Raw genomic sequence first — 23821 nt, 5'->3', positions numbered from 1 at the left:
CGGCGGTCTTTCGCCGTCGGCGCGGATTTCCCGTCATAACAGGATCGATCCATGGCTCACGACGTCGAAGGGCATAGCGCCGGAACCGAAGTTCCCGGCAATCCCGCGCAGGAGGGCGCCTTTCCGCCTTTCGATCCGGCCAATTTCACGTCGGAACTGATCTGGCTGGTCCTTACTTTCGGCGCGCTCTATCTGCTGATGTCGAAACTCGCGCTGCCGCGAGTCGCCGCGATTCTCGCCGCGCGCAAGGACAGGATCGACTCCGATCTGGCTACCGCCGCCAAGGCGCAGGATGAGGCCGCCGCCGCCGCCGCCGCCCATGAAAAGACCCTCGCCGACGCCAGGGCCAAGGCGCAATCCGTGGGTCAGGCCGCCCAGGCAGAACTGAACGCCCAGGCCGACACCCGCCGTCACGCGCTCGAAGCCGATCTCAACGCCAAGCTCGCCACGGCCGAAGCCCAGATCGCCGCGACCAAGACTGCCGCCCTGTCCAATGTCGATGCAATCGCGACGGAAGCCGCGCAGGCGATTTTGCAGCACATCACCGGCCAACCGGCGGACGCCGCCGCTGTCGCCGCCGCCGTCGCCGCTCAGAAGGCCTGAAGGAAGAACGCAAAATGGACGCAGAATTTTTCGTCGCCCTCGGCTTTATCCTGTTTGTGATGGTGCTTGGCTATCTTGGCGTTCACAAGACGCTCGGGGGCGCGCTCGACGGGCGCATCGCCAAGATCAAGGACGAGTTGGCCGAAGCCTCCCGCCTGCGCGCCGAAGCCCAGGCCCTGATGCAGAGTTTCGCCGCCAAGACCGCCGAAGCCGAGGCGCAGGCCGCCAGCATCGTCGCCCAGGCCAGGGCGGAAGCCGAAGCCATCGCCAAGGAAACGCAAGTCCGGCTGGAAGAATATGTCGCGCGCCGCACCAAACAGGCGCAGGACAAGATCGCCCAGGCCGAAGCCCAGGCGACCGCCGACGTGCGCGCCGCCGCCGCCGACGCTGCGGTCAAGGCGGCGGAAACCGTGCTCAAGACAAGCGCGTCGGGCGCCGGCGGCGCGGGCTTTATCCAAGAGGGCATTTCCAGCATCAAGACGCTGGTGAACTGAGGATGGCTCGATTGGAGTTGAAAAGCCGGGGATCGCCCCGGCTTTTTTATTTTGCGATGGGCGGGGCGGCGCGCCGAAACCGCCAGACCGACCCGCGTCAAGCCGAACGCAAAAACAATCGCCGCTTGCGCGATTGCGCGGCGCAGCGAGGGCGACCGCGTATCCCCAATTATTTTTCGGCTGTCCGGAAATGCGCTGGCATCCTCCAAAAAATCGTGCTTTCGTCTCCCGCACGGTTCGGTACGGCGCGTCGTTCCCTTCATTCTGGCGCCGCGTTGACCGCCTCGAAATGACCCGCCCAAGGGCGCCAATTGGCGGTCCGAAGGCGGGTTTGTTTGCACAGTCTCGCCCTTGGGCGAATGGGAGAGGTGAAACATGAATAAATTTGCGGTTTGCATGGCTCTTGGCCTGGCTTTCGCGCCAACGGCCAGCTTTGCTCAGGTTGACCTCGATACGACCCGGATCACCTGCGGCGAATTCGTCGCGCTGCCTCCCGCCGACGCCGACGGTCTGGCAGCGTGGTTCAGCGGCTGGTTCAACCAGAAGCTCGGCGACACTTCGGTCGATCTCGAAGCTTTCCATCGCAATGTCGCCAACATCGCGTCGTTCTGCAAGGCCAATCCGAAGGACCAGTTGTTCGGCGTGATCCAGCAGGCCGTGAACAAAGCCGCCAAAAAGCATTGAACCGCGTCGAGCCATTCGGAGAAAGCCCATGAAGACCAAACTGATTCTCGCGGCGGCGGCGCTCGCCTTTGCCCTTCCCGCCAAAGCCCAGGTCGTGATCAATCTGGACGAGATCACCTGCGGCCAGTTCCTCAACACCGGTGAAGTGGACCGGCTGCTGATTTCGTCCTGGGTGGGCGGATATTTCAATTCCTCCCGCAACCTGACCCTGATCCAGTCGGAATATGTGAAGCGCAACCACCGGGTCATCACCGAATATTGCGAGAAGCATAAGTCGGCGAAACTGCTCGAATCGGTGATGAAGGAATATCACTGATCGGGATAGCCGGCGCGAACCGGTCTAATTTTCCGCCCCCTCGGTCCCGCCGAGGGGGTTTTTCATTGCCCGCCGACGGCGGAATTTTTAATTCCCGCCTCACCCGGTATTGCGCAACCCCGCCGCGATGCCGTTGATCGAAAGCAAAATCCCGACCCGCGCCTTGTGGTCGATCTGGCCGGCGCGCCAGCGGCGCAAGAGTTCCGCCTGCAAATGATTGAGCGGCGCGATATAGGCGAAACGATGGGCGATCGAGCGGGCCAGCGCCGGATTATCGGCGAGGCGCCGTGTCTCGCCGGTGGCGATCTCCAGAGCCTGCGTGGTGCGGTTCCATTCCGCCTCTATTCGAGAAAAAATCCGGTCGGCCTCCGCGCGGTCGGGCGCGAGGTCGGCGTAAAGCCGCGCGATCGAGAGGTCGGCCTTGGCCAGCACCATGTCCATGTTGGACAATAAGGTGCGGAAGAACGGCCAGGTCTCGTTCATCCGGCGCAACAGGACCTTTCGCTCGTCCCCGCCGTCGCGCAGAAAAATCTCGACCGCCGCGCCGAATCCGAACCAGCCCGGCAGCGCCACCCGGCTCTGGCCCCACGAAAAACCCCAGGGAATGGCGCGCAGATCCTCGATTTTCCGTGTCGCCTTGCGCGAGGCCGGGCGCGAGCCGATGTTGAGTTCGGCGATTTCGGCAATCGGCGTCGAGGCGTAGAAATAATCGACAAAGCCCGGCGTCTCGTAGACCAGCGCGCGATAGGCGGCCATCGACAGGCTTGACAGTTCCGCCGCCGCGTCGAGAAATTCCTGCTGCGGGCGCTGGCCGTCGGACAAAAGGGTGGCCTCCAGATCTGCGGCCATCAGGGTTTCGAGATTGCGCCGGCCGATGTCGGGATTGGCGTATTTGGCGTTGATCACTTCGCCCTGTTCGGTCAGGCGGATCTGGCCGCGCACCGTGCCCGGAGGCTGCGCCAGAATGGCCTCGTAGGACGGACCGCCGCCGCGCCCCACCGCGCCGCCGCGCCCGTGAAACAGCCGCAAGCTCATGCCGGGCAGCGTGTCGAACAGCGCCGCCAGCGCCGTCGAGGCGCGGTAAAGCTCCCAGTTCGAGGTCAGGTAGCCGCCATCCTTGTTGCTGTCGGAATAGCCGAGCATCACGTCCTGCACGCCGCTGGAGCGCCGCACCAGATCGGCGACGCCCGGCAGTGCGTAAAAAGCGCGCAGAATGGATTCGGCGGCGCGCAAATCCTCGATGGTCTCGAACAAGGGCGTGACGATCAGTTCGAGCCGCGCTTGCCCCTGCCCGGCCTCGTCGAGGGTTCCGTGCAAAAGGCCGCATTCCTTTTGCAGCACCATGACTTCGAGCAGATCGCTGACGCTTTCGGTATGGCTGATGATGTAATGGCGGATCGTTTCCGCGCCAATCGACTGCCGCAGCGCGCGCGCCGCCTCGAATACCGCAAGTTCTTCGCGCAGGGAGGCGGAATAGGCGAGATAGGGCACGCGCAAGGGACGCGGATCTCCGAGCAGGCGCATCAACAGATCGATACGGCTCTGTTCCGGCAGCGCCGAATAATCCGGCTCGATCCGCACCGCCGCAAGCAATTCCGCGATCATCGCCTCGTGGCGGTCGGAATTCTGGCGCAGATCGGTCGTCGCCATGTGAAAGCCGAAAATTTCCACGGCGCGGATCAAAGGCGCCAGCCGGCCGGGGACCAGCGCCCCGCCATGATGGGCGATCAGCGAATCGCGCACCGTGCACAGGTCGGCGCGCAAAGCCGCAGCGTCGGGATAGGGCTCGCCGGGCGCAGCCGCATGGCGCATGGCCTCGCCGCCTGTCAATGCGGTCAAGGTGCCGGCCAGCCGGGCGTAGACGCCGATCAGGGCGCGGCGATAAAGTTCGTCGGCGCGGTGCGGATTCTGGTCGTGGGACGCGTCGGCCAGGGCCTCCAACTCGGGCGTACATTCCACCAGAGCGCGCGACATCGACAATTCGGCGCCCAGTTGATGCGTCTCGGTCAAATAGTGCCGCAGGATGACGTCACTATGCGTTTTGGCCGCGACCTCCAGCGTATGGGCGTCGACATTGGGATTGCCGTCGCGGTCGCCGCCGATCCAATTGCCCATGCGGAAGAACGGCGGGATCGGGCGGCCCAGCCTTTTCTCCAGATAGGCGTAGAGTTTCGGGATCTCGCGGATGAAGGTCGATTTGTAATAGAGCAGCGCGTTGTCGATTTCGTCGCTCACCGTGAGGCTGGCTGTGCGCAGGATGCGCGTCTGCCAGAGTTGCAGGATTCGGGCGCGCAGCCGCGCTTCGTTCTCCTCCAGTTCCGCCGCATCGTGGCAATGTTCGCGCGCGGCCAGAAGATCGGCGACGGCCCGCTCGGCGTCGAGCGTGGAGCGCCTTTGCACTTCGGTCGGATGGGCGGTCAGCACCGGCGAGACATAGGAATGTTCCAGCGCCGCGCTGATTCTGTCTGCGGAAACGCCGGCTTGCGCGAGCCGGTCGAAGCAATAGCCGAGGCTTCCCGGCCGGGTGTTCGGGACATGGGCGGCGCGGCGGCGCAGAAAATGCCGGTCCTCGGCGATATTGGCGAGATGCGAGAAATAGGCGAAGGCGCGGATGACCGAAACCGTATCCGCCGGAGTCAGGCTTTCCAGCAGCGCGCCGAGTTCGCGGCTCGCCGCATTGTCGGAGCTGCGCTGGTCGGCGACCGAGAGGCGGCGGATGGTTTCGACCAGCTGGAAAACCGTTTCGCCTTCCTGCTCGCGCACGGTATCGCCGAGAATCTGGCCCAGCAGCCTGATGTCCTCGTAAAGCGGGCCCTGCTTGGCGCTTTCGGCCTCGTTTTCTTCGGCTAAATTCAATGTCAGGTTCATGGTCGGCTCCAGATAGATGGCCCATGGCGCGCAAGCAAGATTTCGTCGAGCAGCCGCGCCTTGTCCCCTCTTCCCCATCGGGCGTTCAAGAATCGCCGGTCCTGCGACAGGCTGTGCGAGGCGAGGGAGACGCCACGCCGAATACGATCCTACCAGATTGGATCGGGCGGCGCGGCTTCGAAATATTCGGCCAGACGGGCGCGGGTCGAAACCGTGGCCTCCGCCGGCAAGGCGTCGAGCGCAAAGAAGCCGGATTCGGCGATTTCCCAGTCGGGCGCACGATTTCGCGTCTGACGCACGTTGTTCGCGACATAAAGCGCGACATGGTCGCGCCGCGAATGGCGCGGATTATAGTAAAAGCCGATCAGGCGCGGCGGCTCGCTGCATTCGAGCCCGCCCTCCTCGGACAACTCGCGGGCCAGCGCGGCCAGCGCCGTTTCGCCCGATTCGACGCCGCCGCCCGGCAGGTAGAAACCCGGCGTATAGGTGTGGCGCACCAGAAAGACGCGTCCCGCCGCGTCAAGAGCGATGGCGCGCACGCCCAGCGTCGCCGGCCGCGTAAGCAGGCCCAGCGCGCGCTGGGCCTGCCGGACGATTTTTTGCCAGGCCGCCATTTCCGACATCAAAGCGCCTCTACTGGATTCGCCGGCATTTTCAATCTAGAACTAAACCAAGTGGACCCTCTCGGCCAGCAGGGCTTGGCCTGTCAAGCAAAGCCCTTGCCAAGCCCTATGGATAATGAGGATCCGGTCTCCTGTTTCGGTGCGTATGCGTTCAGCACAGGCCAGGTCCCAGCAAAACGGCGTCCCGGCGAAACGGCGGCGCCATTTTGCGTCCGTCGAAGGGCCGCAGGGCAAAAACGCTGTCAAGGAACGGACCAGGCATGAGTTTGAAAAATTTTTCCGACCTGACCGAGCGCGAAGTTCTCGCCATAGCCATCGCCTCCGAAGAGGAAGACAGCCGGATCTATGTCGGTTTCGCCGAGGAACTGGCCGACCGCTATCCCGCCACCTCGAAAGTGTTTCAGGAAATGGCGTCGGAAGAAGACGGCCACCGCCGGCAATTGCTCGAACTCTACCAGGCGCGTTTCGGCCCGCACCTCCCCGCCATCCGCCGCGAGGACGTCAAGGGATTTCTCAACCGCCGCCCGAGCTGGCTGATGAAAAACCTGCCGCTGGAGACGATTCGCAACCAGGCGGAGGCGATGGAGGCGGATTCCCAACGCTTCTACCTCAAGGCGGCGGAACAGTCGCAGGATGTCGGCGTCCGCAGGCTGCTCGGCGACCTCGCTCTGGTCGAGAAGAGCCACGGCGCCAAGGCCAATGCGCTCGCCGAAGCCATTTTGACCGAAAGCGCCCGCGACGCCGAAGGCAAGACCGCGCATCGTTTTTTCGTGCTGCAATATGTCCAGCCCGGCCTCGCCGGACTGATGGACGGATCGGTATCGACGCTCGCGCCCCTCTTCGCGGCCGCCTTCGCCACCCAGAACAACTGGAGCACGCTGCTGGTGGGCCTCGCCGCCTCGCTCGGCGCCGGCATCAGCATGGGCTTCGCCGAGGCCCTGTCCGACGACGGCTCGGTTACGGGGCGCGGCGCGCCGCTGGTCCGCGGCCTGGTCTGCGGATTGATGACGACCTTGGGCGGCCTGGGCCATACGCTGCCTTTTCTTGTGCCCGACAGCTGGCCGCATGCGTTCTGGACCGCGATCAGCATCGCCAGCGCCGTGGTCTTCGTCGAACTCTGGGCCATCGCCTATATCCGCGCCCGCTACATGGATACGCCTTTCCTCAAGGCCGTGGCGCAGATCGTGCTCGGCGGCGCCATCGTGCTGGCGGTCGGCGTGCTGATCGGCGGCGCCTGATGACGTCGCCTTTGTTCCGTCTCGCCCATCTTTCAGACCCTCATATCGGGCCGCTGCCGAAGCCGCGCTGGCGCGAACTGATCGGCAAGCGGGCCACCGGCTATATCAACTGGCGCCAGGGCGGCCGCTCGCGGGCCCATGACATGAAGGCGCTGACGGCGCTGGTCGCGGACATGCGCGCGCAGAGTCCGGCCCATGTCGCGCTGACCGGCGACGTCTGCAACATCGGCCTGCCGGGGGAGTTCACGCTCGCCGCAAAATGGCTTCATACGCTCGGCTCGCCGGACGACGTCAGTCTCGCGCCCGGCAATCACGACGTCTATCTGCGCTCCAGCGTCACCCACATGACGCGCGAACTGAGCCCGTGGATGCGCGGCGACGATGGCGGCCACCGCTTCCCCTATCTGCGCCGCCGCGACGGCGTCGCCATCATCGGACTATGCAGCGGCGTGCCGACCCTGCCCTTCGTCGCCGCCGGAAGACTCGGACGCGAGCAATTGGCGCGGTTGGCGCAGATGCTGCGCGATACGCGGGACTGCGTCCGCGTCGTGCTGCTGCACCATCCGCCGGTCGATGGCGGCGGCGGCATCCGCAACCTCGGCGATCATCGCCTGTTGGCCGAAGTGCTGTTGCGCGAGGGCGCGGAGTTGCTGCTGCATGGCCACAGCCATGCGATTTCCCACAAAAGCCTGCCCGGACCACACGGGGCGATCCCGGTGCTCGGCATCTGCTCGGCCTCGTCGATCGGTCGTAATCCACGCCGGCGCGCCGCCTATTATCTGATCGACATCGACCCGAACAGCCGACGCCTCGCCGTTTCCGCCCGCCAATTGGGCGCCGAGGGACAGTTTCACACCCTGTCGAGCTGAATTTTACCAAAGAACCTTTGGCAGCCGGCGCTTCCAGCGCTCACCGCGCGGCAGGCCGGTCGCTGCCTCGACGCGGTCGCCGTGCGACAGATGGCCGTGGGTCGCCTGACCTTGAGCGACAATTGGCGGGCTCGCGAAAGGCATGGGCGCGGGAGCGCTGTTTTTCGCAAGGCTCTGGCCTTGCAGGCGCCGCGCGGTTTTCGACTCGCGCGACGGCGCGGCCCGGTCCGCCGCGATGGACAGATATTCACGGCGCGCCGGGGCGACGACCGGCGCTTCCTCTCGCCGGACGACAGCGGGCCGTTGCTTTCTCGGCGAAGGCGGCGCGCCGGGAAGTTTTGGCGGCCTGCCGCGCCGGCGTTTTACCGGATCGGGGGCGACCCGCTCCGCTTCGGCGGCCTCCAGCACGACCGGCTCCAGTTCTATGGCGTCAAGGATGCGGCGCTTTGGCTTGGGCGGCTCCGGCGGCCGGGCGGGCTCCGCCACCGTTTTAGGCGCGGCCTCCGGCGATTTCGGCACGACGGTCAGAGACGCTGCGGAGGCGCCTCGACGCCCGCGCTTAACCTCGACCACAAACGGTTTCTGCGAACGAGCCACCCTCAACTCCATCAATGGGGCAAAGAAAAAGAATCAACCTGCGATTTTAATTTAGAACATTTTTATCTTGCAGGAAAATGGTATTACTAGCCAAGCGATTGTTTCAGAGTCGATAGTCTTGCGAACAAAAGCGCGCCGCCGCCGTGCGCCCGCCTTCGCCCTTCTGTCGTCTTCGACGTCGATCGCCGATGCGCCAACGGGTTGAAAAAATGCAGGTTCGTGCGTCAGCCAAACGCTTTTCCCATGTAAAGCGCGGCGGCGCCGAATATCGAAAGCTTGCAAAATCGCCTTGCCGCCCATGCCTTTGCGCCATCGGCGCGGGCGACGACGGCGATCAACCCGAGCCCGGTCCCCAGCCTCCAGCGCGAATTCCAGAACCGCCGCGGTTCTCGCTCGACGCCGCACGTCGGCGAGACCGGGGAACAAGGCTCGATCAAGCTTCGGCGAAGGCCTTTTCGATGACATAGCTGGCCGGGTCGCCGCCGGAGCCCTCCCGAAAGCCGCGCGCCTCCAGCATCCCCACCAGATCCCTGAGCAATTCCGGACTGCCGCAGATCATGACACGGTCCTCGTCCGGATTGAGCGGCGGCTGGCCGATGTCGGCGAAAAGCTTGCCCGATTCAATCAGATCGGTGATGCGGCCCTGGTGCACATAGGCCTCGCGAGTCACGGTCGGATAATGGATCAGCTTTTCGGTGACGATATCGCCGAAGAATTCGTTGGCCCTGGCGGTGGCGACCGTATCGACGCCATATTGCAACTCGGCGACTTCGCGGCAGCCATGGACAAGGATCAGCTTGTCGTAGAGGTCATAGACCTCCGGGTCCTTGAGGATGGCTGAAAAGGGCGCGACGCCGGTGCCGGTCGAGAACATGTAGAGCCGCTTGCCATGCAACAGATTCGGCTGCACCAGCGTGCCGGTGGGCTTGCGCCCGACCAGCACGGTGTCGCCGACTTTGAGATATTGGAGCCGCGAGGTCAGCGGGCCGTCGGGGACCTTGATCGAGAAAAATTCGAGATCGTCCTCATAATTGGCGCTGGCCATGCTGTAGGCGCGCAACAGGGGCTTGCCCTCGACTTCGAGGCCGATCATCGCGAACTGGCCGCTGACGAAGCGAAAATGCGGATCGCGGGTGGTGCGGAAACGGAACAGCCGGTCGGTATAATGCTGGACTTCGCGCACGGTCTCACGGTTGAAAGCGCCGCCGCTCTTCTTTTTATGCACGGCGTGCCCCGCATGCCCGGCCGTCCCTGTTTGCTTTCCGGCGACATCCCTCATTCCGACCCGTCTCCTTCGTGCTCGAAGCCAAAATCGCGGTTTGCGCGGCGCAATCGCGGCTTCGGCCCGATGCCTTCAACCTGTCGCTGCCTATGATCCGCCATACGCCAAAATCCGATTCCGTCGATTACTTTTGGCAAATTTCGCTAGCAGGAGCCAGCGAAAAGCGGCGTCCGCCATCGGCGACTTTCGCTGGCGCGCTGCACTGCGTCCGGCGACAAGAGCCCCGCGCAAACATCGACAGCGCTTCGGCGGTCGTATAGCGGCGCGGCGCAAATTGCAACTTGCGCGAAGGGTCGCGCCCCGTCGCCGCGCAAAAAAGACCGCCTCGCGGCGGCCTTTCGATCTTAAATCGAGTTCAAATCATGCGGCGAAGTTCGCGGCCTTGCGGCGATAGCCAAGGAAGCCCAGACCCGCGAAGCCGGCGAGCATCATCGCCCAGGTCGAGGTTTCGGGAACGGAGCCAACCGTCAGGAAAGCGACATATTCCGTGCCGGCGGTCAGCGCGAGATTGAATGGGCCGGAATCCGCCGTGCTGTAACCGGCGGGGATTGACAGGCGTTCATAGAACAGCGGCGTAACGGCGCGCGAGCCATCCCATGTCGCGATAAAGAAATCGGCGTTGCCGGCGGTGGGATTCGTGTAGATCTGGAAATTCCAGTCCAACATGTTGCCGCCGGGCGCGATAAATGTCTCGCCAAAGGTGGTCGTATCCGGCAGGCCGAAGTACAGGATGTTGCCGGAATCGTTGGTGTTAAAGTAAAAATTGGCTCCGGACGGCGAGCTGAACGTCGCGCTATAGACGGCGTTCGGGGAAGACTTACCCCACGGGTCCGGCGACAGGAACGGCGATACGCCTTTGGAAAAAAGGTAGACAAAGCGGCCGCCCAGGGGAGAGGCGGTGCTGGCCCCGAAGCTGGCGCCACTCACCGCGCCGGGAATTCCCGCGGCCCTGGCGGAGTTCGAGACCGCCGCGGCACCGACAAGCATTGAACCGGCCAAGGCCGCGCTCAGAAGAGTTGATTTGATTTTCATGCGCCCCCCAAATCGAACGGACTTTTATCAACTCAGTTAAATCTTACGCTGCACTGCACCAATTATCCTTACGGAAAGCCAAGGCCGAGATGATCGATAAAGGATAACAAAAGCCAGACCCGCAAGCAAGGTTTCGAATACGGGGCGTGTCATGAGATCGATTCCGCAAGGCCGAAATATTATCTAACACGCTGTTGTTGCACATTAAATTTTTGATCATGCAACAGTTGCCAAAAATGCGCAGCCGAACGCAATTCGATTCTGCGGGCTTGGCTTGAATCAGCGGCGCTTTTCCCATAGCTCTACTACAAACAACTATTTAACAAATTTATTTGTACGCGTAGCGGCCCTGTTTTGGCGATAGCCAGGGAAACCGAGAGCGACCCATTCGTACGACGATCGGAGGAATGACGGGGAGACTGGTGCTGCGAGAGAGGATTGAACTCTCGACCTCTCCATTACCAATGGAGTGCTCTACCACTGAGCTACCGCAGCTGAAGCATTGTTCCGAAAAGCGGCTTACTCTTCGCAAAAACACGCTTCTCAAGAAAACACGCTTCTCAAGACTCGCCCGCGCCGCCGGAAAGACGGCTCGTCGGGCGGGCGGTTTCTGCCACAGCGAAAGGGGCATGGCAAGCATCCGTTTCCGGCAATCGGCCGCTCAGTGACGAAATCAACCCGAAAGCTTGTTCTTTGGGCCATTCGCGCCTAGAAGGCCCCGACCCGAAAGCTGGACCCATGGATCAGGAAGCCCCTCCCGCCCCCGAACAACCGGCCACCAAGGCCGAACCCGCGCTCTCCCCCGAAAAACAGGCGCAAAAGCAACGCCTTGCCGAAGCTTTGCGCGCCAATCTTCGGCGGCGCAAGGCGCAGGTCCGGCAACGCAAAGCCGATTTCGGCGGCGAGACAGGCTCTTGAGTCCGTTAACGACCATGGTGCGCCGCCGCCGGAAAACCCGGACCGCAACGGCCCAAAAACCGCCGTCGCATTGAATATCAGCAAAGCGTGGACAAGAATCGCCGCGCCCGAGCGAGGCACAATGGATCGCATACGCATTGTCGGCGGCAATCCGCTGAATGGAACGATACCGATTTCCGGCGCCAAGAACGCGGCCCTGCCGCTGATGATCGCCTCGCTGTTGACGGATCGCACGGTCACGCTGGAAAATCTGCCGCGCCTCGCCGATGTGAGCCTGCTGGTGCGCATCCTCTCCCATCATGGCGTCGATTATTCGATCGACGGCCGCCGCCAGGGCGAGGAGCAGGACGCCGGCCAGACCGTCCACATGACGGCGCGCGAAATCGTCGACACCGTCGCGCCCTATGAACTGGTCTCGCGCATGCGCGCCAGTTTCTGGGTGGTCGCGCCGCTGCTGGCGCGCTGCGGCGAGGCGCGGGTCTCGCTGCCGGGCGGCTGCGCCATCGGCACGCGTCCCGTCGATCTGTTGTTGATGGCGATGGAGCGGCTCGGCGCGTCGATCGAGATCGACGCCGGCTATGTCGTCGCCAAGGCCCCCAAGGGCTTGCGCGGGGCCGAAATAAACTTTCCCAAGGTCACCGTCGGCGGCACCCATGTCGCGCTGATGGCCGCCGCCCTCGCGCAGGGGACGACCGTGCTGCATAATGCGGCGCGCGAGCCCGAAGTGCTCGATCTCACCGACCTTCTGGTAAAGATGGGCGCGAAAATTCGCGGCGCCGGTCAATCGACGATAGAGATCGACGGCGTCGCCCGGTTAGGGGGCGCGAAACATCGCGTGTTGCCTGACCGGATCGAGGCCGGCACCTACGCCATGGCGGCGGCGATGACCGGCGGCGATGTGTTCTTGCAGGGCGCGCGGGCGGAACACCTGCAAGCGGCCCTCGACATTCTCATCCAGACCGGGACGCAGATCGACGCCAGCGACGAAGGCCTGCGCATCCGCCGCGATGGCGGGGCGATTTTGCCGGTCGATGTCGCCACCGCACCCTTCCCCGGTTTCCCCACCGACTTGCAGGCGCAGTTCATGGCGCTGATGACGCGGGCCAATGGCGTCTCGCGGATCACCGAGACGATTTTCGAAAACCGTTTCATGCATGTGCAGGAGCTCGCGCGCTTTGGCGCACGAATCAAGCTGGACGGCGACAGCGCCATAGTCGAGGGGCGGCGCGTGCTCAAGGGCGCGCCGGTGATGGCCACCGATCTGCGCGCCTCGGTGTCGCTGGTGATCGCCGCTCTGGCCGCCGAGGGCGAAAGCATGGTGCAGCGCGTCTACCACCTCGATCGCGGTTTCGAGGCGCTGGAGCGCAAGCTCGGCCGCTGCGGCGCCGACATCGAGCGCCTTTCCTCGGGCGGGTGAAGTTTTTTAGAAACGCGACCACCCGGCGGCGCGCATGGCCGGCCCGGTGAACAGCGCCGTCGGGCGAATCGCCACGGCTGGCGGATCGTTGCTGGAGGCCGCCGGAGTCCTGGCTCGGAAATCGGCGGCCTGTTTCTTCGCGCTCTCCAACGTCCGGGCGTCGAGCCGAACGCCGATCTCGTCGCGTTTTTTCGCAGCGTCGTCGTCGCCTTGCTGTGCGGCGATGGCGAACCAGACATAGCTTTGCGCCAGATCGAGATTAACGCCGAGGCCTCGCGCGTAAAGAATCGCAAGATTGAACTGGCTGTCGCGCACGCCGAATTCGGCGGCGCGGCGGAACCATTGCCCGGCGGCGGCGTAATCGGGCTTGCCCTGGACGCCCTCGGCCTCGATCACCGCGAGATTATGCATCGCGCGGACATGGCCCTGGGCGGCGGCCTTCTGGTAAAAATCGCGCGCTTTCGCAATGTCGCGCGGGGCGCCGACGCCTTTTTCATAAAGGGCGCCGAGCCGGTATTGCGCCTGGGCGAGACCCTGGGCCGCCGCCTTCTCGAACCACGAGACCGCAACGGCAAGATCGCGGGCGACGCCGCGCCCCTCGACCAGACGCGCGGCGAGATCATATTGCGCGGCGGCGTCGCCCTTGTCGGCCATCTGCCTGAGAATGGCGATCTGCGCGCCATCGGGAACCGCCTCCGTCGCATTGGCGCGCGGCGGAATCGTTCCGACCGCCAGAGGGTCGATCTGGGCGGCGCCGGGCCCCGGTTTTGAAGCGGCGCCAGGCGCGGGAATGGCCGCGGGAGTTGGCGCTGCCGCATCGCCCGGCGAAGCCGGCGGCGTGGCTGGCGCGCCGGCGGCGGGAGAAGGCGCCGGCAGCTGCGGCGGCGCGGTCTCGGTTGCGGCGGGCGGGACGCTCCCCTCGCCCGGCTCGATCACCGACTGCATCGGCGGCGGCGCGTTGTCGAACAGGCGATAGGCCTGAACCGCTCCGAGCGCCAGAACCGCGAAAGCGGTCAGCAACAGCGCGGGCAGGCGGCGCCGGCCCGACACTTCCCCGGAATCGCGCGGGCGCTCATAGGCGGCGTGCTCGCCGAGGAGATTCGAAGCCAGCTCGGCGGCGCCCGGACGCCTTGCGTATGCCTCGGCCTTCTCGGCGGCGGCGCGCGCCGCAATCGCGCGCCGCGCCACCTCGATATAATTGGTGCGGGCCGGATTGGCGGCGGGTTCCGCCTCGCCCACCGGCGCGTCACGTTCGGCCTCATCGGGACGCGCGCCCGGACGGCCGGCGCCCGGCTCCCTGAGGAAATCCGCATCGTCGAAATCATAGGCAGGCGCCGATGGCCGGGTCGAGGGCGGCTCGGCGGCTTCGCCTTCGGCCCGCGCCGGTTCGTCGCTCCGGCTTTCCAGATCGGCCCCACGGCCTTCTATGACGTCGTCCTCCAGCATGGCGAGGCGGTCGACGACCTTTTCCAGCGTCTCATGCACGGCGGAAAGGGTCTGCTGCGCGCGCCGGTCCGAGGCGTTCTGCTTTTCGCGAAGATCGGCGATTTCGCGCGAGGCCTCGTCGTCGCGCGCCGGAAACCGCCATTCGGCGAGCGTCTCGCGAAAAGCCTGGCGCGCCGCGTCGCGCTCGGCTTCGCGGGCCGTCTCGAACCGCTGGGCCAGGTCCTCGATCGCGCGCTCGAGACGCGCGCCGATGCGCGGATCGCCGGCATCGAGCCGTTCGGAAACCTGCGCCACCTGGCGCTCCAAAGCCTCGAAGGCGCGGGAATCGGCCTGCGGCGCAGTGGCGGCGCCAAGCTTTTCGGCCAGCGCCCGCAGCAGGGGCTCCAGAGTCGGCGGGGTCGGCGGAGTCTGCGCTTCCGCCCGCGCGTCGTCGATGCGGGCGGCCAGCGCCTGATGGATGAAATCGAGCCGGCGCGAAAGGTCGTCGAAGCGCGACTCGCTCTCCGACGCGCCCTGGCCCACGCCGGCGACCCGATCGATCCGCCGGGCCAGATCTTCGAGCCGCGACTCGACGCCGCGCCAGCCCTCCGTTCCCTGCGCCAATCCCTCCTGCTGCGCGCGGCCGGCGTCGCGCGCCAGATGCGCCACTTGCTCGAGCTTTTCCGAGAGTTCGGCGACCTGCTGCTCGATCCGCCGCACCGGCTCCAATTGCGCAACGGCGGCGGCGATGGTCTCACGCAACTGTTCCGACTGGTCGCGAAGTTGCAGAAAGTCGGCGCGATCGGCGCCGCCCGCCTGACGCAAATGCTCGATCTTGCCTTCGACGTCGCGCAATTGCCCGGCGACGCCGTCGAAATGGACGGCGGCGCCGGCCTCGGCCTGCGCCACGGCGCGGCGCAGTTCCCCCGCCAGCGCTTCGATCGGCGCCAGCACGCCTTCGCGCAATCCGTCATGGCGCGAGCGCTCGATGCGCTCTCCCAGCGCCAGAACGGCGTTTTCCAGCGATTCCATCCGGTCGCGCGGCGCGACATCGTCGAGCGCGCGGCTCATCGCGGCGACCTGCCGGGCCAAAGCCTCGATTTCAATCGACGTGGCGGCGGCGGCGAATTCGCGGCGCATGGACTCGACGCGGCCCGACAAAGCCTCGACGCCCTGTTGCAACCGGTCGATCCGCGCGTCTTCCTGCTTTGCAACGGGGGGGTGGGAGGGCGCGGGCGCGTCGAGATCGCGCTGGCGCGCGGCGATTTCCGAAATGGCGCCGTGGAGGCCGCGCCGAAGCGACGCCGGAGCGACCCTTGCGGCAGGACGATCGAGCCGCGCCAGCAGCGCGTCAAAACGCTGTTCCAGCCCGGCGAAGGATTTTTCGCCCGTCGCCTCCAACGCGCCAACCTCGGATGTTTCGAGGCGGCCAAGCAGGGCGGCGAGGCGGCTGTCGATGCGTCGCAGCGCCGGTTCCTGGTCCGGCGCGGGGCTGGGCTCCTCGATGGAGGGCGCTTTCGGCAAACGCGCCTCAATCTCGGCGAGGCGATCCTGCACCGAGGCGATCATGTCCCGCAGCGGCTTGAAACCGTGCTTGAAACCATCCTCTCCGCCGCGCAGCAGCTTCTGTTCGATCTCGGCCAGCCGCGCGTCGACCTGCGCCAAGGCGTCGGCGCGCAGATTCTGCGCCGATTCGATCAGGGCGGCGACATTGGCCACAGCCCGCGCGGCGCCCGCCTCGACGCGGCCAGCCTGCTGCTGAAAGGCCGCCACCGCCTGTTCGAGCAAGGCCTCGGCGGCGGCGCTTTCGCGGCCGAAAGCCGGTCGCGGGCGAGGCGGCGGCTGAAGACGCGACGCGGCGGGGCGAACGGAGGCCCGGCCCCGGTCGGCGTCCTGCGCCCGGGCGGCGGCAAATGGTTCCTCCAGCGAATCCTGAACCGGCGGCTGCGCCGGCTCACGCAACGTTTCCCGAAACGCTTCTCGCTCTTGCCCACGTCCGATCTCGCCGCGCCGCCGCTGCGGCGGCGCATGCGCGTCCATGTCGCGGCTGAGGCGCGCCAGTTGCTCGGCGACGGCCTCCAGACGCTCGTCGGCGTCGAAACCTTCGGCGTCGGCGCCGATTTCGGCGGCGCGGTCGGCGATCGCCCGGTTCATCCATTCGCCCAGAGTCAGACCGTCGCGGCGGGCAGCTTCCTTCGCCGCCTCGCGCGCATCGAAATCAATGCCCTTGATGCTCCAGGGAACCGCCTTGTTCATCTTTGTTTCCCGGTTGTGCCGCCGGACGGTCCGTTCCGCCCGTCCCGCCGCACAACCTCCGCGCGAATCGCTGCGCGGCGAAGGGGGCGGCCCTCGCCCTCAACTTTCGGCTTTTGCGGTAAATAACCCGTTAACCCTGGTCGATTTCGGGACAGCGCGCGCCGCTGCGATTTCCCCTGCGACAAGGGGATTGAAGGTTGCAGAAACTTATATTACAACTTGTGCGTGTGTAGCGTAATGATTCGATTTCCCTTCGGGACCATTGCCAGGACCTCCCCCATGAACGCCAACGCCTTATTGAAAACGCCCGCCTTCGAAACCGAAAATCCCGTCGCCGAACCGCTCACCATCGGCGAAATCTCGCGCCTTTATGGCGTCACCTTGCGCGCCCTGCGCTTTTACGAGCAGCGCGGCCTGCTCAAGCCGATTCGCCGAGGCGGCGCCCGACTCTACGACGGGCTCCAGAAAGTCCGGCTGCAAATGATCCTGAAGGGCAAGCACCTCGGCTTCACGCTGACGGAAATCGCCGATCTGCTCGAAGCCGATTCCGCCCGCGATAAACAAGGCGACGATTTCATCCTCGACGAGAAAATGGTGCTGTCGCAATTACGGCATCTCGAAGGACGCCGCTCCGAGCTTGACGAGGCGATCGAGGAATTGCGCGCCGCGCACCGCAAGCTGGTCGTCGCCGCGCGCTGAGACGCTTTTCCCGGCCCGGCGCGCCAGCATTTACAGGGTCGGAGAAGAAACCCGGCCTTGACGATCCGGGCTTGAAATCGCTCAAGTCGCCATTGGCGTCCGACTCAATCCGCGTTGGACCCAGTGCGCGTCCGGCTCAACCTGCGTGCGACCCGGTGTGCATCCGACTCGGTCCGCGTCGCAATTTATCGCCTGTCCCAAACCCCTGCCGTCACACCGGCAGGCTCTCCAGTTCGTCGATCAGGCCCTCGATCATCGACAGGCCGATGTCCCAGAAGGCGGGATCGCGCGCGTCGAGACCGAAGGGTTTGAGCAATTCGCTGTAATGTTTCGAGCCGCCGGCCGAAAGCAGGGCGAAATATTTGTCGACAAAGCCTGGCTCGGCCTTTTGGTAGACGCCATAGAGCGAATTGACCAGGCAATCGCCGAAAGCATAGGCATAGACATAGAAGGGCGAATGGATGAAGTGCGGAATATAGGCCCAGAACGTGTCATAGCCCTCGCCGAACTCGATCGCCGGACCCAGGCTTTCCGCCTGCACGCTCATCCATAATTCGCAGATTTTTTCCGCCGTCAGCTCGCCCTGACGGCGTTCCTCGTGCAATTTGCGTTCGAAGGAATAGAAAGCGATCTGCCGCACCACCGTATTGAGCATGTCCTCGACCTTGGAGGCCAGCATGGCGCGTTTTTCGCGCGGCGTCGCCGCCTCGGCGAGCAGGCTGCGAAAGGTCAGCATCTCGCCGAATACCGACGCGGTCTCGGCCAGGGTCAGCGGCGTCGGCGCCATCAGCGGCCCGTTGGGCGCGGCCAGCACCTGATGCACGCCATGGCCGAGTTCATGCGCCAGCGTCATCACGTCGCGGGGCTTGCCCTGATAATTGAGCAGCACATAGGGGTGGACAGATGGCGACGTCGGATGCGCGAAGGCGCCCGGCGCCTTGCCGGGCCGCACCGGCGCGTCGATCCATTTTTTGTCGAAGAATTTTTCGGCGATTTCCGCCATGCGCGGCGAAAACTGGCCATAGGCTCCAAGCACGGCGGCGCGCGCCTGCGCCCAGTTGTAATGGCGCTGCGGCGCATCGGGCAAGGGCGCGTTGCGGTCCCAATGTTTGAGCTTGTCCTTGCCGAACCAGCGCGCCTTGAGCTGGTAATAGCGATGCGACAGGCGCGGATAGGCGGCGCGCACGGCGGCGACCATCGCCTCCACCACTTCCGGCTCGACGCGATTGGACAGATGGCGCGACTGCGCCACGTCCTTGAAGCCGCGCCAGCTGTCGGAAATATCCTTGTCCTTGGCCAGCACATTGGAAATCAGCGTGAAAATGCGCAGGTTCGCCTTCAGGGTCGCGCCAATCGCGTTGGACGCCTTTTCGCGCATGGCCGGATCGCTGTCCTGGAACAGGTTGAGCGCCGGCTCCAAAGTCAGCTCCTCACCGTCGACATTGAAGCGCAAGCTGGCGATGGTCTCGTCGAACAGCCGGTTCCAGGCGGCATGGCCGGTGACCGATTTTTCATGGAACAATTGTTCGATGCGGTCTTCGAGCTGGAACGGCCTTTCCTTGCGCAGATCCTCGATCCACGGCCGGTAATGCGCCAGCGGCGGCTCCGCCAGCGCGGTTTCGAGCGCGGCGTCGTCGAGCCGGTTCAGCTCCAGCTGGAAAAACAGCAGGTCGGTCGAGGCGGCAGTGATTTTTTCCTGCGCGTCGCCGTAAAACTTCGCCCGCGCCGGATCGACCGTGTCCTCGGCATAGGACAGGCCGGCAAAGGACATGATGCGGGTGATCAGGTCGTCGATCGCCTCATAGCGGGCAATCGCGTCGTAAAGCGCCCGTGAAGACTCCGGCCCTTCGAGCAAACCGGCGAGGCCGCCGCGATAAAGCGCCGCGAAATCCTGGCAATCCTGCGCGACCTTTTGCAAATCCGCGGCATATTCGGGGCTGTCGAGCCCGCTGTAGAGATCGTCGAGACGCCAGACCGGAAGCTCTTCGGCCTTGGCCGCGCCTGACAGACGGGGGTTACGGAGCAGTATCGACGATTCGCGGAAAGTTTCGAGGGTCATGGGGCTCGTGGCTTTGGGGTAAGGATTTTCGAGAGGTTCGCATCAAGCATGGCGCCGCGCAAGCGGCGACGATGGACCCGCCGCCTTTTCGAGCAGACGCACGCTGCGTCATGATTCGCCGCGTCGGCGCCGCGCCGACCCGCCGGAGCCCCTGCATTTTCCGCCATTAACACCGCATTTACCCTAATCGCGCAGCATGGGCGCAGGCTTAAAACGCCTTCGCAAATGAAAGCGCCTTCAATGATTTCGACCGTTCTGATCGCCGACGACGACCCCGTCCAGCGCCGCCTGCTCGAAGCCATGGTGCGGCGATTCGGCTATGAGGCGGAAACGGCGGAGGGCGGCGAGGCGGCGCTGGCGCGGCTGGAATCGACCGAGCGCGGCCCGGTGGACCTGCTGATTCTCGATCTGGTCATGCCCGATCTCGACGGCATGGGCGTGTTGGGAAGGATGCGCGAGCGCAAAATCGCCACGCCGGTGATCGTGCAAACGGCGCATGGCTCGATCGAAGCGGTGATTTCGGCGATGCGCGCCGGGGCGCTGGATTTCGTGGTCAAGCCCGTCGGCGCCGAAAGATTGCAGATTTCGATCAAGAACGCCCTGCGCTTCGAGGCGCTGGAGGGCGAAATCCGCCGCATCGGCCGCAAAGCCTCGGGACAATTGACCTTTCGCGATATTTTTTCACGCGGCGAGGACATGCTGCGCGCGATCCGGCTCGGCGAGCGCGCCGCCAAGAGTACGATTCCGGTGCTGATCGAAGGCGAATCCGGGGTCGGGAAGGAGTTGATGGCGCGCGCCGTGCAGGGCGCCTCCGACCGGCGCGGCAAAGCCTTCGTCACCGTCAATTGCGCGGCCTTGCCGCAAAATCTGGTCGAATCCATCCTGTTCGGCCATGAGAAAGGCGCCTTTACCGGCGCCTCGGAAAAACATGTCGGCAAATTCGTCGAGGCCAATGGCGGCACGCTGTTTCTCGATGAAGTCGGCGAATTGCCGCTGGAAACCCAGGTCAAGCTGTTGCGCGCGTTGCAGGAGGGCGAAATCGACCCGGTGGGCGCGCGAAAACCGGTGCGGGTCGATGTGCGGCTGATTTCGGCGACGAACCAGAATCTGATCGAATTGGTCAAGAAGGGCCGTTTTCGGGAGGATCTCTATTACCGCCTCAACGTCTTCCCGATCGGCATTCCGCCGCTGCGCGCCCGGCGCGACGACATCGGCGATCTGGCGCGGCGCTTTCTCGCGCGATTCGCCGCCGAAGAGGGCAAGCGGCTGCGCGGAATCTGCGCCGAGGCTCTGGCTCTACTGTGCGCCTATGATTGGCCGGGCAATGTCCGACAGCTCGAAAACGCCTTGTTTCGCGCCGTGGTCCTCGCCGACGGCGACGAATTGACCGTCGCCGAATTCCCGCAGATCGCCGCCCAGGTCGAGGGCTTCGACGTGCGGGTGCCGCCCGCGCCGGCGCCGTTTGGCCAGCGGGAGGTCCAGCGCGAGATCGTGCGCATCGAAGTGCGCGACCCCAATGTGTTGCGCCTGCTCGACGAAAATGGCGACGTGCGCCGCCTTGAAGCGCTGGAGGAAGCGACGATCCGCTTCGCCTTGTCCCACTATCGCGGCCAGATGTCGGAAATGGCGCGCAAACTCGGCATCGGCCGCTCGACGCTCTATCGCAAGATGAAGGATTACGGACTGGACGAAAGCGCCGGAGGCGCCGATGCGGCCTGAGCCGGATTTCGGACAAAATACGGCTGAAACAAAAAACGCCGGGCAGGGTTACGTTCGGGCCGGGGAGGCCAGGAGGCTGTTGCCGACGCGCAACGCTCGCTCAAAATGTCGGTCGCTGGCCACTTGCAGCCGACCCGGCGGCCGATTTAAGCCCCCGACCCGAACGAATTTTTGCTAGAGAAGAAAATTCGCCAATCGACCCGCCGGGGCGAGAATCTTTTGCCGGCATTGTTCCCGTTCGAGCGATTCGATTCGTTGAACCGGATCCAGCCAATTGTTTTAAAAGCATATTCCTGCCAAAACGGGTCGTCGGGCGTTTGGACGGGAACAGGCTCCAACTCGAAAGCCACGGCTTGACGCCGGCAAGTCCGCAATCGGCGCATCGCCATCTGAAGCTTGGCAATCGGGACGAATAGGGAAGGAACAGGCGCCTCATGTTGAAGCTTGGCTCGTCCGCCCGGCGATTCAAAGTCGCGACAAGCGTTTTGTCGGCGATGCTGGCCATGGCCGCGCCGGTTGCGGTCAGCAGGGCGCAGGAAGCCGCAACGCCGGCGCCCGCCTTGGCGCCCGTCGAAACGCCGGCCCCGGCCGGCGAACTCCAAGCTCCGGAAAAGCCCTCGTTCAACCGCGCCATCCGCGCCGCCCTGATCCGCGCCGCCGGCGAAACCAGCCGGGCAAATCCGCAGACCCGCGCCCGGCGGCAGGCGCTCGACGCCTGGTACGCCAGCCGGGGCGACGCGCCGGTCTGGCTCGAAAAGGGCGAGTGGACGCCCAACGCACGCGCCGCGTTCGAGCGTTTGCAGCGCGCGCCCGAGGACGGCCTCGACCTCAGCGCCTGGCGCGTCTACGCGCTCGAGCGCGGACCGGAAGCCTCGCTCGCGCTTGCCGACGTCGCCCTGTCCGAAGCGGTCGCCGCCTACGCCTTTCAGGCCAGCGGCGGGCGCCTCGACCCGGCGCGGATTTCGCGCCTGATCGGCGCGCATCCGACCGTGGTCGGCCCGGCGCAGGCGCTCGACGAAACGTCGCAGGCGCCCGACGCCGACCGCGCGCTGCGCGCCTTTAATCCGGACCAGCCCGGGTATCTGGCCCTGCGCGAAAAACTGGCGCAGCGGCGCGCGGGTCTGGCGCCGACGGCCCTGCTCGCTTCAACCGAACCGCCGCGGCGCGCCAGCGACGCCTCGGGCGCGAGGCGGGGAGGCAATGGCGCGCTGGAATCGGATCTGTTGGTCAATATGGAATTCTGGCGCTGGCAGCCGCGCGAGCCCGGCGCCGACCGGCTGGTGGTCAATATTCCGGAGTTCGAGGCGCGTCTTTACCGCGCCGACGCCGAAATCCTGACCACCCGCGTCATCGTCGGCAAGCCCGACAAGGCGACGCCGCTGTTTTCCAACAGGCTTGAATATCTGATCGTCAATCCGTCGTGGAACGTGCCGCAATCGATCATCAAGAACGAAATGATGAACAAGCTCGGTTCGCTGCGGCGGATGGGCTATGACGTCGATTATGTCGACGGCCGCCTGCATGTGCGCCAGCCGCCGGGCGAGCGCAACGCGCTCGGGCGGATCAAGTTCATCTTCCCCAACGATTACGCGGTCTATCTGCACGATACGCCGACGCGCGGCCTGTTCGCCGCTTCGAGCCGCGCCTTCAGCCATGGCTGCGTGCGCGTCGATCAGCCGTTCAGTCTGGCGGTGGCGCTGCTGCGTCCCGAGCGCGGCTGGAGCGAAGAGCGGCTCAAGAAAATGCTGGGGAAAAACGAGCGCCGCGTGTCCCTGCCCGAACCCTTGCCGATCCATCTCGTCTATTTCACCGTGCGGGCCGACGAGAGCGGACAATTGCAACGCTTCGAGGATATTTACGGCTATGCCGGCAAGGCGCGGCAATTGCTTGGGCTGGGCGGGTGATCTTCCGTCCCAAGCGCGCCGAATCCTGATTTTTCGCCAAGCTGTGGCTTTCTCGCGGCGGATGCGATATGGAATCGGGCCGTTCAAGCTGGAAACCAGTTGTTAACGTTTATTCGTCAACGGTGGATTCCATGTTTAATTGGCCGTTGACCCGGCCGTCGCCGCCATGAAAGCCACGACAGGAACGCGTTTGATCCCGGTTCGCTTCTCCGCCCTGGCGAAAAACGCCGCCCGCATTCAAATCGGCGGCAAAAAAGCCCGGACATTTGCCCTTCTGATCGCATTTTTCGCCTCGCTCGCGCCCAATGCGCTGGAATCGGCGGCGGCCAATGGCGATACGCGCACCCTGTTTCTCTATCATTCGCACAGCAAGGAAGCGATCGTCGCGACTTTCCGCAACGGAGGCCATTACGACGGCGCGACGCTCGAAAAGCTGAACTGGTTCCTTCGCGACTGGCGCACCGACGAGCCGACCAAAATGGACCCGAGGCTTTTCGACGCGCTTTGGGAAGCCTATCGCTCCGCCGGACGCAATACCGGCCCCGACGATCCGATCGTGGTGGTCTCGGCCTATCGCTGCCCTGCCACCAACGCCATGCTGCGCCGGCGCTCCAGCGCCGTGGCCGAACATTCCCAGCACATGCTCGGCAAGGCGATGGATTCCACCATGCCGGGCCTGTCGATGGAAAAGCTGCGCGAGATCGCCATGCGGATGCAGCGCGGCGGCGTCGGCTATTATCCCAACGCCAATACGCCTTTCGTGCATATCGACGTCGGCGGCGTCCGCCATTGGCCGCGCATGAGCTACGACCAGCTGG

At 64.7% G+C, this 23821-nt stretch carries 21 protein-coding genes and 1 tRNA gene; 12 read left to right on the top strand and 10 right to left on the bottom strand.

What is annotated here, in order from left to right:
• Window positions 1–51: 51 nt before the first annotated feature.
• From QZY01_RS13960 to QZY01_RS13945, 4 genes are all read left to right on the top strand, one after another.
• Window positions 52–603 carry a F0F1 ATP synthase subunit B' gene (locus tag QZY01_RS13960; protein ID WP_294538008.1) on the top strand — a complete coding sequence of 184 codons (552 nt, stop codon included), beginning with the start codon at window positions 52–54 and terminating at the stop codon, window positions 601–603.
• A gap of 14 nt (window positions 604–617) precedes the next feature.
• A complete protein-coding gene (locus QZY01_RS13955; protein ID WP_294538006.1) occupies window positions 618–1097 on the top strand; it encodes an ATP F0F1 synthase subunit B in 480 nt (159 codons plus the stop codon).
• A 375-nt stretch (window positions 1098–1472) separates the two neighbouring features.
• Entirely contained in the window at window positions 1473–1781 is a 309-nt protein-coding gene (locus QZY01_RS13950) for an HdeA/HdeB family chaperone (RefSeq protein WP_294538004.1), read from the top strand.
• Between the two features lie 28 nt (window positions 1782–1809).
• The gene (locus QZY01_RS13945) at window positions 1810–2097 is read left to right on the top strand and encodes an HdeA/HdeB family chaperone (RefSeq protein WP_294538002.1); all 288 of its coding nucleotides are present in this window, start codon (window positions 1810–1812) and stop codon (window positions 2095–2097) included.
• 99 nt (window positions 2098–2196) lie between these two features.
• On the opposite strand, the gene ppc is transcribed toward QZY01_RS13945, so the two are convergent.
• Together ppc and QZY01_RS13935 are read right to left on the bottom strand one after the other, a co-directional pair.
• On the bottom strand, window positions 2197–4965 hold the full coding sequence (ppc, locus tag QZY01_RS13940) for a phosphoenolpyruvate carboxylase (RefSeq protein ID WP_294538000.1): 2769 nt from the start codon (window positions 4963–4965) through the stop codon (window positions 2197–2199).
• A 149-nt stretch (window positions 4966–5114) separates the two neighbouring features.
• Window positions 5115–5588: an NUDIX domain-containing protein gene (locus QZY01_RS13935; protein ID WP_294537998.1), complete on the bottom strand. Its 474-nt coding sequence runs from the start codon at window positions 5586–5588 to the stop codon at window positions 5115–5117.
• Window positions 5589–5854: 266 nt separating this feature from the next.
• On the opposite strand from QZY01_RS13935, the gene mbfA reads away from it, so the two are divergent.
• Window positions 5855–6826, top strand: coding sequence for an iron exporter MbfA (gene mbfA / locus QZY01_RS13930; protein WP_294538161.1), 972 nt, complete (start codon window positions 5855–5857; stop codon window positions 6824–6826).
• Window positions 6826–7695 (top strand): metallophosphoesterase, encoded by an 870-nt coding sequence (locus QZY01_RS13925; RefSeq protein WP_294537996.1) that lies wholly within the window; start codon window positions 6826–6828, stop codon window positions 7693–7695. Before mbfA ends, QZY01_RS13925 begins: the two co-directional genes overlap by 1 nt.
• A 3-nt stretch (window positions 7696–7698) precedes the next feature.
• Here QZY01_RS13925 and QZY01_RS13920 read toward each other — a convergent pair whose 3' ends face one another.
• The 5 genes from QZY01_RS13920 to QZY01_RS13900 all read right to left on the bottom strand — a co-directional run bounded on the left by QZY01_RS13920 (window position 7699) and on the right by QZY01_RS13900 (window position 11101).
• Complete coding sequence (locus QZY01_RS13920) at window positions 7699–8292, bottom strand: hypothetical protein (protein ID WP_294537994.1); 594 nt, start codon at window positions 8290–8292, stop codon at window positions 7699–7701.
• A gap of 51 nt (window positions 8293–8343) precedes the next feature.
• Window positions 8344–8592, bottom strand: a complete 249-nt coding sequence (locus tag QZY01_RS13915) for a hypothetical protein (protein WP_294537992.1) — start codon at window positions 8590–8592, stop codon at window positions 8344–8346.
• 133 nt (window positions 8593–8725) lie between these two features.
• Complete coding sequence (locus QZY01_RS13910) at window positions 8726–9517, bottom strand: ferredoxin--NADP reductase (protein ID WP_294537990.1); 792 nt, start codon at window positions 9515–9517, stop codon at window positions 8726–8728.
• A gap of 417 nt (window positions 9518–9934) precedes the next feature.
• Window positions 9935–10606, bottom strand: coding sequence for a hypothetical protein (locus QZY01_RS13905; protein WP_294537988.1), 672 nt, complete (start codon window positions 10604–10606; stop codon window positions 9935–9937).
• Between the two features lie 420 nt (window positions 10607–11026).
• Window positions 11027–11101 (bottom strand) — tRNA-Thr (locus QZY01_RS13900).
• Between the two features lie 243 nt (window positions 11102–11344).
• On the opposite strand from QZY01_RS13900, the gene QZY01_RS13895 reads away from it, so the two are divergent.
• Both QZY01_RS13895 and murA read left to right on the top strand, forming a co-directional pair.
• Window positions 11345–11524: a hypothetical protein gene (locus tag QZY01_RS13895; protein WP_294537986.1), complete on the top strand. Its 180-nt coding sequence runs from the start codon at window positions 11345–11347 to the stop codon at window positions 11522–11524.
• A 121-nt stretch (window positions 11525–11645) separates the two neighbouring features.
• Window positions 11646–12941 carry a UDP-N-acetylglucosamine 1-carboxyvinyltransferase gene (murA, locus tag QZY01_RS13890; protein WP_294537984.1) on the top strand — a complete coding sequence of 432 codons (1296 nt, stop codon included), beginning with the start codon at window positions 11646–11648 and terminating at the stop codon, window positions 12939–12941.
• Window positions 12942–12947: 6 nt separating this feature from the next.
• Here the strand turns inward: murA and QZY01_RS13885 are convergent, their stop codons facing one another.
• Window positions 12948–16622, bottom strand: coding sequence for a hypothetical protein (locus QZY01_RS13885; RefSeq protein ID WP_294537982.1), 3675 nt, complete (start codon window positions 16620–16622; stop codon window positions 12948–12950).
• Between the two features lie 279 nt (window positions 16623–16901).
• On the opposite strand from QZY01_RS13885, the gene QZY01_RS13880 reads away from it, so the two are divergent.
• Window positions 16902–17321: a MerR family transcriptional regulator gene (locus QZY01_RS13880; RefSeq protein ID WP_294537980.1), complete on the top strand. Its 420-nt coding sequence runs from the start codon at window positions 16902–16904 to the stop codon at window positions 17319–17321.
• 211 nt (window positions 17322–17532) lie between these two features.
• On the opposite strand, the gene QZY01_RS13875 is transcribed toward QZY01_RS13880, so the two are convergent.
• Window positions 17533–19380, bottom strand: a complete 1848-nt coding sequence (locus QZY01_RS13875) for a M3 family oligoendopeptidase (protein WP_294537978.1) — start codon at window positions 19378–19380, stop codon at window positions 17533–17535.
• Window positions 19381–19620: 240 nt separating this feature from the next.
• On the opposite strand from QZY01_RS13875, the gene QZY01_RS13870 reads away from it, so the two are divergent.
• Window positions 19621–21099: a sigma-54 dependent transcriptional regulator gene (locus QZY01_RS13870; protein ID WP_294537977.1), complete on the top strand. Its 1479-nt coding sequence runs from the start codon at window positions 19621–19623 to the stop codon at window positions 21097–21099.
• Window positions 21100–21199: 100 nt separating this feature from the next.
• Here the strand turns inward: QZY01_RS13870 and QZY01_RS13865 are convergent, their stop codons facing one another.
• The gene (locus tag QZY01_RS13865; protein WP_294537975.1) at window positions 21200–21604 is read right to left on the bottom strand and encodes a hypothetical protein; all 405 of its coding nucleotides are present in this window, start codon (window positions 21602–21604) and stop codon (window positions 21200–21202) included.
• Between QZY01_RS13865 and QZY01_RS13860 the strand changes: the two genes are divergently transcribed.
• The gene (locus QZY01_RS13860; RefSeq protein WP_294537973.1) at window positions 21603–23003 is read left to right on the top strand and encodes a L,D-transpeptidase family protein; all 1401 of its coding nucleotides are present in this window, start codon (window positions 21603–21605) and stop codon (window positions 23001–23003) included. The two genes, QZY01_RS13865 and QZY01_RS13860, sit on opposite strands and share 2 nt — an antisense overlap.
• Window positions 23004–23277: 274 nt before the next feature.
• The coding region (locus QZY01_RS13855) for a DUF882 domain-containing protein (RefSeq protein ID WP_294538159.1) at window positions 23278–23821 on the top strand (544 nt) is incomplete at its 3' end.

Origin of the sequence: uncultured Rhodoblastus sp., from assembly GCF_903903185.1 — a bacterium.
Taxonomy (GTDB): Bacteria; Pseudomonadota; Alphaproteobacteria; order Rhizobiales; family Beijerinckiaceae; genus Rhodoblastus.
This window is presented reverse-complemented; position numbering and strand designations above follow the sequence as displayed.